This window comes from Shewanella sp. SM29 (assembly GCF_025654245.1).
GTDB lineage: Bacteria > Pseudomonadota > Gammaproteobacteria > Enterobacterales > Shewanellaceae > Shewanella > Shewanella oncorhynchi.
Window position 1 is genome coordinate 137,248 of the sequence record NZ_JAKKRN010000007.1, and the last position, 11,734, is coordinate 148,981.

General features: G+C 45.8%; 7 protein-coding genes and 1 tRNA gene. 3 read left to right on the forward strand and 5 right to left on the reverse strand.

Annotation, left to right across the window (positions count from 1 at the left end):
- Nucleotides 1–218 precede the first annotated feature (218 nt).
- Nucleotides 219–295, forward strand: a tRNA-Ile gene (locus tag L5L77_RS07070).
- A 217-nt stretch (nucleotides 296–512) separates the two neighbouring features.
- On the opposite strand, the gene L5L77_RS07075 is transcribed toward L5L77_RS07070, so the two are convergent.
- Nucleotides 513–2,633, reverse strand: a complete 2,121-nt coding sequence (locus tag L5L77_RS07075; protein WP_263191520.1) for a methyl-accepting chemotaxis protein — start codon at nucleotides 2,631–2,633, stop codon at nucleotides 513–515.
- Nucleotides 2,634–2,863: 230 nt separating this feature from the next.
- Nucleotides 2,864–3,760: a fructokinase gene (gene mak, locus L5L77_RS07080; protein ID WP_028760873.1), complete on the reverse strand. Its 897-nt coding sequence runs from the start codon at nucleotides 3,758–3,760 to the stop codon at nucleotides 2,864–2,866.
- Nucleotides 3,761–4,179: 419 nt separating this feature from the next.
- Here mak and L5L77_RS07085 point away from each other — a divergent pair, with 419 nt between their 5' ends.
- Nucleotides 4,180–5,745, forward strand: a complete 1,566-nt coding sequence (locus L5L77_RS07085) for a peptide MFS transporter (RefSeq protein WP_263175532.1) — start codon at nucleotides 4,180–4,182, stop codon at nucleotides 5,743–5,745.
- Between the two features lie 507 nt (nucleotides 5,746–6,252).
- Nucleotides 6,253–7,260, forward strand: a complete 1,008-nt coding sequence (locus L5L77_RS07090) for an LLM class flavin-dependent oxidoreductase (protein WP_263191522.1) — start codon at nucleotides 6,253–6,255, stop codon at nucleotides 7,258–7,260.
- A gap of 127 nt (nucleotides 7,261–7,387) precedes the next feature.
- Here the strand turns inward: L5L77_RS07090 and gabT are convergent, their stop codons facing one another.
- The 3 genes from gabT to L5L77_RS07105 are packed head-to-tail and all read right to left on the reverse strand — an operon-like array spanning nucleotide 7,388 to nucleotide 11,483.
- Entirely contained in the window at nucleotides 7,388–8,665 is a 1,278-nt protein-coding gene (gene gabT, locus L5L77_RS07095) for a 4-aminobutyrate--2-oxoglutarate transaminase (protein WP_263191524.1), read from the reverse strand.
- 32 nt (nucleotides 8,666–8,697) lie between these two features.
- Entirely contained in the window at nucleotides 8,698–10,146 is a 1,449-nt protein-coding gene (gene gabD, locus L5L77_RS07100; RefSeq protein WP_263222440.1) for an NADP-dependent succinate-semialdehyde dehydrogenase, read from the reverse strand.
- Nucleotides 10,147–10,196: 50 nt separating this feature from the next.
- Complete coding sequence (locus L5L77_RS07105) at nucleotides 10,197–11,483, reverse strand: NAD(P)/FAD-dependent oxidoreductase (RefSeq protein WP_028760878.1); 1,287 nt, start codon at nucleotides 11,481–11,483, stop codon at nucleotides 10,197–10,199.
- Between the last annotated feature and the right edge of the window lie 251 nt (nucleotides 11,484–11,734).

Below are 11,734 nucleotides of genomic sequence, written 5' to 3' on the forward strand. Positions count from 1 at the left end.
CTTGCAGGGCTTTTTTATGTCACTAATCCGTCTTCACTAAGGTCACAACCTGTAATAGGATAAAAATAGCTAAGCGCACACCCGATAAATCAATAAAGTTGATTAACAGATAACCACTTGAATCAATTAGGTGAATTAGAAGCAAAAACACCAGTGACAAGCGCAAACAAGCTTAGTATAATTCCACTCGCTTTAGACAGTGACGACTGTCTTTAGTCGGCCCCTTAGCTCAGTTGGTTAGAGCACACGACTCATAATCGTTAGGTCCACGGTTCAAGTCCGTGAGGGGCCACCAATTCAGATAAGCCGTAGTAGGTTAACCCCTACTACGGCTTTTTCGTATTTAAAATAGTCGCGTTGCTTATTGGTTCTATAAGTAATATTCTTTCTACGTGATATAAATTACGTAGAATAACAACGTGATAAATTTAATTTATCTAATAAAAAACTCTTAGATGAATCGCCTTCATTCTAAGAGTTTTTAAATACATAGAACACTGTCAAACTGACGTTTAGGTTTTTAACTTACCTAATTCTTCATGTTGTTGTCTAACTAAATCCGCCAATACCACACTGCTTCGCTGTGCTTCATCGGCAAGATGAGCAAGTTCAGATGCGGACTCTGAAATCCCAGTAATATTACGGTTAACCTCCTCAGTTACGGCACTTTGCTCTTCTGCTGCAGTTGCTATATGTGTAATTTGCCCTGATATTTCCTCAATTTGGCTTACCATTGAATTCAAAGAAGATAAAGCTTGTTCTGTCTGAGTCACGGCCATTTGCGCCCGTTCAGCCCCTTTATCGATAATATTTGAAGCACTATGTACTTCTTTTTGGAGGGCATCGATAAGCACACTAATATCATCGGTGGAGCTTTGAGTCTTGGACGCCAACGCCCTGACTTCATCAGCCACCACAGCAAAACCACGACCTTGTTCACCCGCCCTAGCGGCTTCAATTGCCGCATTCAAAGCGAGTAGATTTGTTTGCGCCGCAATCGAACTAATCACCTCAAGAATTCGACTAATATTGGTGCTACTTTCGGCCACTTTACTAACGGCTATTTTAGCTTGCAATGACTCTTTCGACATCGTGTCTACATAATCCATTGCTTTAGTTAAACTTTCCTCACTTGCACGAATGTTACGCGACATCGCCTCTGTTTCTACCGCCGTTTGCTCTGATGCTTTAGCGACTTCGAGCGCTGTTGCGCTCATTTCATTTACTGCAGTAACAACACTTTCAATCTCACCATGTTGTCGTTGGACGCTATCACGAGTTAATTGGGCTATTTCTGCTGATGATTGGCTTTCTTGCTGAGTACGACTCGCTAAAACTTTTAATTCTGCAATGAGACTCTTTAGCTTATAAATAAAGGAGTTAAAGCCTTTTGCTAGAGCGATGAGCTCAGCATGTGAGTCGACTTCAATCGATTGGGTCAAGTCACCCTCTGCACTAGCAAGATGCTCTACTCTATTTTGAATCATCTTCAGTGGCGAAATAATGCTGCGAAGCACCAAACTAATGGTGATAACGGCAATAACTGATACGACTAACCCCACTATCAATAGTAGGCTGCCAAGTGATGTAGCCATTTCATCCATTTTATTATTGAGTTCAATTGAGCTTTTATAGGCTTGAGCGTTAGGGACTTGAATAACAAGTGACCATTCAGTATTCGCGAGTGAAATTTTAATCGGATAAGCGACAATAATTTCATCGCCGTCCGTCATGTATTGACCATTCTTATGCAATGAACTAATTTTAGTCGCTAATTTAGGATCTATTGATTCTGATAGAGGACGGGCTTTTTTACTGTCATAGCTGGACGCAACAATAAAGCCATGATTACTCAGCAATGTGACCTTAGCTTGTCCGTCATAAAGGCTCTTTGCTAATCGATCAATTAACGATTGGAATACCGGTAAGTTTACATCAATACCTATTACACCGATGAACTGCTTATGCTTGACTATCGGTACTGTCAGGGAGGTCATTAGCTCAGTATGACCAGGGCTGATTTCGTCTAAATATGGCTCCATTAAACAAGGTTTTAGCGTTTCTTTAGCGCACAGATACCATTCTGCATCACGCACACCAAACTCATTCAGGCTAGTAAGATATTTTTCTTGTGAATCATCAACTTGCCTTTGTTTCACACTGCCATCACTATTACGGGTGTAATACACTTCTAATGCACCAGAAGATGCCACACTATGACTAATCTCTACATTTAAAAATTCGCTATCGAGACCATCGTAACCATTCGGTTCAAATTGCGCGTACATAGAAGAGGTTTGCGAACTTTTCTTTAGCACGGCCGCAAGAGCAAGCTCTAACCTATCGCGCTTTAAGGGTAATTCTTCAGCGGTGCTTTCAACAATCCCCGCAAAAGAAAAAGGAATACGAGAAGCTTCATTAATAAACCCCGCAACCATTTCACCATACTCGCCTGCTCGTGCCTCTAGCTTATCGCGAGTCTCCAGTTGCAGGGTTTTTTGTACTTGTTCAGAAACCTGGATATTTTGTGCGGATAATGCCTGCCAAAGACTTATCGTTAAAATTGCAACAATCAATAAGAACAATGCGGAAGTAATCCACAACAATTTAGTACTGATGGATAAATGCTTCATCTAGTAAACTCCCAAGAGAACGACAATAGCGTAATTATTTTGATCTACTTTATTTTTATACTTTCTATACAGCATTAAAAATAGCACTTAGGGTAAGAATTACCAGTACTTAAGATAAAGAGTTGTCAATGGAATGTAAAACTTTTGAATGACTAAATCAAAAAAAGGCCAAATTCAAATAAATGAATTCAGCCTTTAATATCAAACACTATTCTTGATTGAGTCTAGGATTAGCGTCCCCACAACCAAGCGGCGCCACGCACCCCCGATGAAGCACCATAATAATTTTTAACAACCGGTGTATGGCACTCTCGTCCAACCACATATAGCGGCAAAATTTTTGGTAATTCGGTGTAAATAGCATCGATGTTAGACACGCCGCCGCCAAGGACGATAACATCAGGATCCATCATATTGATCACATGGGCCAATGAACGGGCTAAACGGTCAATAAAGCGGTTAAATGCTTGAGTTGCCAGCGGATCTCCCGCTTGCATCATTTGGGCAATTTCAATACCGCTGTCAGCAACACCGCCCGCAGCGCGAAAGTCGCGAACAAAGCCTGTTCCAGATATAAACGTTTCGATACAGTCTCTATTACCACAAAAACACGTCGTGGTATTAAATTCATCGGCTTTCATCCACGGTAAAGGGTTATGGCCCCACTCACCACCAATACCATTGCCACCGTCATGTACTTGGCCTTTAATTGCGATACCAGCACCACATCCCGTTCCAATAATGGCACCAAATACAACGGACTTTCCTGCGGCAGCGCCATCTACCGCTTCTGATACGGCAAAACAGTTCGCATCATTAGCAATTTTTACTTTACGATTTAATCGAGTCCCCAGATCCACATCAAGTGGATGACCATTGATCCAAGTTGAATTAGCGTTTTTTACTAGGCCAGTAAAAGGAGAAACAACCCCAGGAATACCTATTCCGATAGTGGCGGTTTGCTGCAGGCTGTCTTCGACTTCAGTTACCAATGCAACCAAAGCATTGACTGTCGCAACATATTCTCTCGGTGTCGGGATGCGTTTACGAAAGACTTCGTTACCATCGCTATCTAATGCGACTACCTCGATTTTTGTGCCACCAAGATCGATACCAATTCGTAACATTCATATACTCCGTTTAAATATATTTAACGCAAAGCGGTGCATTAACAACCTGATGCATATCTGCAACTGTAGAGACGCTGCTAAGTAGAACTTTTCGTTTTAAAGTTATCTACATTAGAATTTCCAAGCGCACTATGCCTGCTGGACAAACAGCAATCAACCTCAATGTATTTAAATACACCATAGCGCATACCCGCACATGCCATTATCTGCTTATCCGATAGTACTGCGAATGTTCCTTGATTTATCCGCAGCAGAAAAACTTGGATAGAACTGTCTCCGCTTAAATCCACCTTAAAATTGATAAGGTCATTTGTAACAAAGTCTGTTTTTGCCTATGTCTGCCATTGGTTTGAATTGGTTATCGCCTTATACTTTTGAGCTCAAATATTAAAACAACAATGTTGGAAGCAAGCGATATGACTATTGGGACTGCTCCGGTAAGTAAAACACATTCATTTATGACTGTGTCTCTTATCGAATTATGGGAACGCTTTGGTTATTACGGCATGCAAGCGCTGATTGTGTACTTTATGGTGCAGCGCCTTGGCTTTGATGACTCACGTGCAAACTTAGTATGGAGTGCCTGTGCGGCACTTATTTATGTATCACCGGCGATTGGTGGCTGGGTTGGGGATAAAATTCTCGGCACCAAACGCACTATGCTGCTCGGTGCGGGGATCCTCTCTCTGGGTTATGCACTAATGGCCGTACCCACTGAAAATACGTGGTTTATGTTTTCAGCGCTCGGCGTGATTGTGGTCGGTAACGGCCTATTCAAGCCGAATGCGGGTAACTTAGTCCGTAAAATCTATGAAGGTGACGATTCTAAAATCGACAGTGCTTTTACCATCTATTACATGGCGGTAAACGTGGGTTCGACCTTCTCTATGTTGCTCACGCCTTGGATTAAAGATTACGTTAACGCCCAGTATGGTAACGAATTTGGCTGGCACGCAGCCTTTGCCGTGTGCTGTGTCGGTATATTGGTGGGGTTAGGTAACTATGCACTCATGCGTAAGAGTCTAGTCCATTACGGTTCTGAGCCAGACACTCGCCCAGTGAACAAGAAAAACCTCGCGATTGTATTGGGTCTATCCGCATTGTCGGTTGTCGCTTCAGCCATTATTCTTGAATACGAAGCTGTTGCGCGCGTCTTCGTTTATGCAGCAGGCGTAGCCGTATTGGCAATCTTCTTCCACTTGATCCGCACCAGCGAAACCAGTGAAAGAGCGGGACTGATTGCAGCACTGATCCTTACCGTGCAAACCGTGTTCTTCTTTATTTTCTATCAACAAATGTCAACGTCACTCGCGCTGTTTGCCCTGCGTAACGTGGATTGGGATTTTCAAGTTTTTGGTACCCACTTGTGGACTTGGTCACCTGCCCAGTTCCAAGCATTAAATCCATTATGGATTATGGTATTAAGTCCAGTACTCGCATGGAGCTATTCGTGGGCTGGACGCAATGATAAAGACTTTTCTATCGCGGCGAAGTTTGCTCTCGGTTTTGCCGTTGTGGCGATTGGCTTCTTTATCTATGGCTTTGCGGGCCAATTTGCCGTCAATGGTAAAACCTCTTCATGGATCATGATCTGGGGCTATGCCTCTTACTCTTTAGGGGAATTGCTGGTGAGTGGTCTTGGACTTGCCATGATTGCTCGCTACGTACCTGCACGCATGGGCGGCTTTATGATGGGTGCCTATTTCGTCGCATCAGGTATTTCACAGTATCTGGGCGGTGTAGTTGCTAACTTCGCCAGTGTACCCAAGGATTTAGTCGACCCACTGCAAACCTTACCCGTATACACAAGTCTGTTTAATAAACTAGGTATAGCCGCTGTGGTCTGTACCTTTATCGCACTTGCGGTATTACCTCTGATGCGTCGCCTGACTGAGACTCACCATTCACATAACAATGCTGCTGATCATGATCTTAATGAAAGTGCTGCAGCATCGCTACGGGATGTGAAAGCCGAGCAGTAATACTCGACTGACAATAGCAATTTTTCTATTGCATAACATTAACTGCCGATAGCCCTGCTATCGGCAGTTTTTTATCACTTCATTCAACATCGTTTATACCCTTATATTGCTACTCATAACCAAATGTGCTTTAGCGAAAGTCATGCAATCTTACTGTGACTGGCTTAGCGCTGAGTTGCTGAGAATAAGAACTTCAGTTCCACATTATCGGCCCTCACACGCGGATGACTTCAGCCCCTCAATTTGTTACAAAGCGAGTACACTCTCAGTTGCATGGCGATGCTCAAGTGCAGACTCACATTGAAATAATGAAGGGGAAAGTGTTATCCATTAAAGCTTGATAAGCCGTGTCGTTAACCCCATATCAATAACACTGAATACCTTTTATTCATCAAGACTGAGCCGTTAACGCTTTTTCTTAGCAATGAGCCTAGCAATGCAACAAAACGCCTAACACTGTTAGCGCCTCTTGTTGCTAGCAAAAAACGGCAGTCACTTGGAGACACTATGTCACAACCGACATCAATATTGGCCGATATTCCCTTCTCGCTATTGGAACTCGCGCCTATGCGCCAAGGCTCAACCGTGGGCGAAACGCTTCAAAACAGTTTGCAGTATGCCAAGGAAGCCGACAGACTCGGCTTTAATCGTTTTTGGTTTGCCGAACACCACAATATGCCCGGTATCGCCAGCGCGGCGACCTCGGTATTAATTGGTTATATTGCTGGCAATACGCAGCGTATTCGCGTCGGCGCGGGTGGCATTATGCTGCCAAACCATGCGCCGTTAGTGGTCGCCGAACAGTTCGGTACCCTTGAAAGCTTATATCCTGGTCGAATCGATTTAGGACTAGGCCGCGCGCCCGGCAGCGATCAAATTACCAGCCGAGCACTGAATCGTGATACCAGTCGCGCCGAACAATTCCCTGAAGAAGTCAGTGAATTACAAACTCTACTTGGCCCTTACAATGGTCGTCATGCGGTGCGAGCGATTCCCGGAGAAGGCACTAATGTGCCAATTTGGTTATTGGGCTCGAGTCTCTTTAGCGCACAGTTAGCGGCGCAGCGCGGTTTACCCTATGTGTTTGCGGGCCACTTTGCACCACGTTTTCTCTACGATGCGATTGAAATCTATCGCCGCGACTTTAAACCTTCTCAAGTGCTTGATAAGCCCTATGTGATGCTTGGCTTGCCGTTAGTTGCCGCCGATACAGATGAAGAGGCCCAATATTTGGGAACGACCTCAAAACAGCGCGTGCTGGCACTTATCCGTGGTCACGAGTTATGGCTAAAGCCACCAGTTGATACTATGGATGGCTTGTGGAGTGCGCAAGAAGAAACCTATGTCGATAATTTCTTAGGTTTATCCGTTACTGGTGGCCCAGCGACGATTAAGCATCGTTTGGAAATGATCGTCAAAGAACTCGGCGTGAATGAGTTTATCTTCACCAATGACTTGTATGATCTTGATAAACGCAAAAAAGCATTACAGATCCTAATGGATATTAAAAAGTAGTGATTCAGTAAACTGACTCGTTCTAAAAGTCATTGGCAGTCAAAACGACTGCCATAAAAAATCCCGCAGAAGCGGGATTTTTATTGGGCAAAACTGTCATCTAAATCGTTTTTATATCAAAGCGATATTAGCTTTTCAGTACGGCATTAAAGCTGGCGCTAAGAATACCAAGGCCTGCATCAATTTGTGCATCCGGCGCCGTTAATGGCACCAAAATACGCAGCACATTACCGTAGGTACCGCAGGATAATAAAATCAATCCACGGTTACGGGCTTCAGCCAACACTTGCGCGCAATAGTGCGGCGCAGGTTTACCCTCTTCCATCAATTCGATGGCGATCATAGCGCCTAAACCACGCACATCGGCGATTTGCGCATGTTCGACCTGCATTACATTCAGGGCAGACTTAATTCGCTCACCAATGGCATTGGCTCTTTCTAGCAACTTTTCTTCTTCAAACACTTCAATGACAGCAAGCGCAGCAGCGCACGCTAACGGATTACCACCATAAGTACCGCCAAGACCACCGGGACCCACTGCGTCCATGACTTGGGCGCGGCCGGTAATACCTGAGAGTGGAAAACCACCCGCAATAGATTTAGCAAAGGTCGTGATATCTGCAGCAACCCCCATTTGCTCCATAGCGAAGAAAGTGCCAGTACGGCCCGCGCCTGTTTGCACTTCATCGGCGATCAGCATAATGCCTTCACGGTCGCATAGTGCGCGTAAACGTTGCATAAAGGCGGGCGATGCGGCGTAGAAACCGCCCTCGCCCTGCACTGGCTCTAAAATAATGGCGGCGATATCACTCGGCTCGGCATCATTTTTAAAGATACGTTCAATCGAGGCCATAGCATCATCATCGGACACGCCATGCATTTCGCACGGAAACTCAGCGCGGAACACATTCGCCGACATCAGCCCCATACCTTTACTGTAAGGCGCGACTTTTCCGGTCAATGCCAAAGCCGCAATAGTACGACCATGGTAGCCCGAGGTAAACGCAATCACGCCAGCACGTTTGGTGTAGGCACGCGCCACTTTAACTGCGTTTTCAACCGCTTCTGAACCACTAGTGAATAGTGCCGTCTTCTTGGCAAAATCCCCTGGTACCAGTTGATTGAGCTTTTCACATACTTGGATATAGCTCTCGTAGCCGAGCACCATAAAACAGGTATGGGAGAAATTATCCAGCTGAGCTGCAACCGCCGCCTTCACTTTAGGGTGAAGGTGACCCGTATTGAGCACGGCAATGCCACCCGCAAAATCGATAAACTCACGACCTTCAACATCCCACACAGTCGCATTTTCGGCGCGGGCGGTAAAAATAGGGTGAATTTGCCCGACACCACCCGCAACTGCGGCTTGGCGACGTGCCATCAATGAATCATTGGTTGTTGTCATTTAGTGTTCCTCACTCGCCAAATCGGACCGTATTAAACGGACATGCAGATGTATTTGATTTCTAGATATTCTTCGATACCGAACTTAGAGCCTTCACGGCCCAGTCCAGAGGATTTCATCCCACCAAAGGGCGCGACTTCCGTCGAAATCAAACCAGTGTTGACCCCAACCATGCCATATTCCAAGGCTTCGGCGACTTTCCACACCAATGAAATATCGCGGCCATAGAAATAGGCGGCGAGGCCAAATTCAGTATCATTAGCTTGTTTGATCACATCGTCGACATCGCTGAATTTAAACAGCGGCGCGAGTGGACCAAAGGTTTCTTCACGGGCAACAAGCATGCTTTTATCGACATTGGTGAGCACGGTTGGCTCGAAGAAATTACCGCCAAGATCGTGGACTTTGCCGCCTGCGAGCACAGAGGCGCCTTTGGCGATGGCATCGATAAGGTGACTTTGTACTTTCTCGACTGCGGCAGCATTGATCAACGGGCCAGTAGTCACACCTTCCTTGATGCCCTCTCCAACCTTAAGCTTGCCCACAGCAGTGCTGAGTTTTAAGGCAAACTCGTCGTATACACCGTCTTGTACATAAATACGGTTAGCACAGACGCAGGTTTGGCCGGCATTACGATATTTAGCTATCATGGCGCCTTCGACAGCGGCATCGATATTGGCATCCTTAAATACGATAAATGGTGCATTGCCGCCAAGCTCTAGTGACAGTTTTTTTAAGGTAGGCGCACATTGCGCCATTAATTTAATACCGATATTGGTTGAGCCAGTGAAAGACAGCTTACGCACTATCGGGTTGCTGCACATTTCATTACCAATCTGCACCGCATCACCCGTTAACACACTAAATACGCCCGCAGGAATACCGGCACGCTTAGCGAGTTCAGCCATCGCTAATGCGGTAAAGGGTGTTTGGTGCGCAGGTTTTACCACCATAGTGCAACCCGCAGCTAACGCTGGAGCGGCTTTGCGGGTGATCATCGCGGCAGGAAAGTTCCACGGCGTAATCGCGGCGGTTACACCGACAGGCTGCTTAATTACTATCAAGCGCTTATCCCCTTGATGCCCAGGAATGGTATCGCCATAAATACGTTTCGCTTCTTCGGCAAACCACTCGATAAACGAAGCGGCATAGGTTACTTCACCTTTCGCTTCTGCCAGCGGTTTACCCTGCTCAGTCGTCATGAGCAATGCTAAGTCATCACTGTTTTCATTGAGTAATTCAAACCAACGCCTTAACTTAGCGCCGCGCTCTTTGGCTGTGAGCGCTCGCCATGCAGGTAAAGCCGCTTCTGCCGCCTTAATCGCCATTTCAGTTTCAACTTGTCCCATATTAGGAACGTAGCCAATTACGGCATTGGTTGCGGGATTAAACACCTTTAGCGTGTCACCAGAAACGGCATCACACCATTGACCATTAATAAAAGACTGTTGACGTAGCAAACTCGGATCATTTAATTGCACAAGGATTTCCTCGTATTGTGAAGCTACCTAGCTTCTTAAAAGTGATGATGTTAGAGACCTAGTTTGTCTCTTAACGTGTAATACCAAGCTCCGATAGCACTAAAAGGGACGCGAAGTGCGTGACCGCCGGGGAAAGGATAATGTGGCAATGCAGCGAAGGCATCGAAGCGCGTGGCTTGGCCGTTGAGCATCTCGGCCAGTAACTTGCCCGCCAGATGGGTATAAGTGACACCGTGGCCACTGCAACCCTGTGAATAATAGATGTTCTTACCGATACGACCGACCTGTGGCAGGCGCGATAGCGTCAGTAGGAAGTTACCTGTCCACGCATAATCGATCTTCACATCCTTTAATTGTGGGAAGGTTTTGAGCATGTTCGGAATAATGATCGATTTGATATCCGCCGGATCGCGGGCGCCATACACTACGCCGCCACCGTAAATCATCCGCTTGTCACCAGACAGACGGAAATAATCGAGCAGATAGTTACAATCTTCGACGCAGTAATCCTGTGGTAATAAGCTCGCAGCCAGATCGGCACTCAAAGGCTCTGTGGTAATCACTTGCGTGCCGCAGGGCATAGATTTCGCCTGCAACTCAGGCATTAACTTACCTAAATAAGCGTTCCCCGCAACGACCACAAACTTGGTTTTTACACTGCCCTGCGCCGTATGCACAACTGGACTATCGCCTTCATCGACACTCAACACCGCTGAGTCTTCAAAAATTTTACCGCCGAGGGATTCAACCGCGCGCGCTTCGCCTAGGGCTAAATTAAGCGGGTGAATATGGCCACCGCTTTTATCGAGTAGACCACCGACATAACGCTCAGTATTTACCACACCGCGAATACCTTTAGCATCGAGAAGTTCGAGCTGATTAACATGGCCGTGGCTTTCCCACAGTTGTTTTTGATGGCGTAGATGGCCCATTTGCTTTTCGTTCATCGCGGCAAACACGCCGCCATCTTTTAGATCGCATTGAATATTATACTTAGCAATACGATCACGGATGATTTGCCCGCCCTCAAAGGCCATTTGGCCAAAGAGTTTACCTTGTTCTTTACCAACTGTTTTTTCAATAGTATCAATGTCACGGCTATAACTATTAACGATTTGTCCACCATTACGGCCCGAGGCGCCCCAGCCTATGCGAGCGGCTTCTAACACCACCACACTCATGCCCGATTCTAATAAATGCAGCGCGGCAGAAAGGCCTGTATAACCTGCGCCAATCACACAAACATCGGCTTCAATCGATTCCTGTAGACGCGGACGTTCAACCTTATCGTTGGCCGATGCCGCATAATATGATCCAGCGTGAGCTATGGCAGACATGTTGTTCCCTTGAATTCTAATGTTCATTATTTTAAACAGCCATCACATCCTACACCTTCATAAAACGAAACACTAGCCAGAAAAGCGCAATAATTTACATTTTGTTTGATATATCAAACACACGATTATTTTTAGCTCAGTGATTCAATTCTGGTGATCTTGAGTAACAGGACTAGCCTGCAAAGCAAAGCGGGTGATGGGAGCGGTGACAAATATCAAGGATGGCTTTGGCAATACCAAAGCCATCTCCA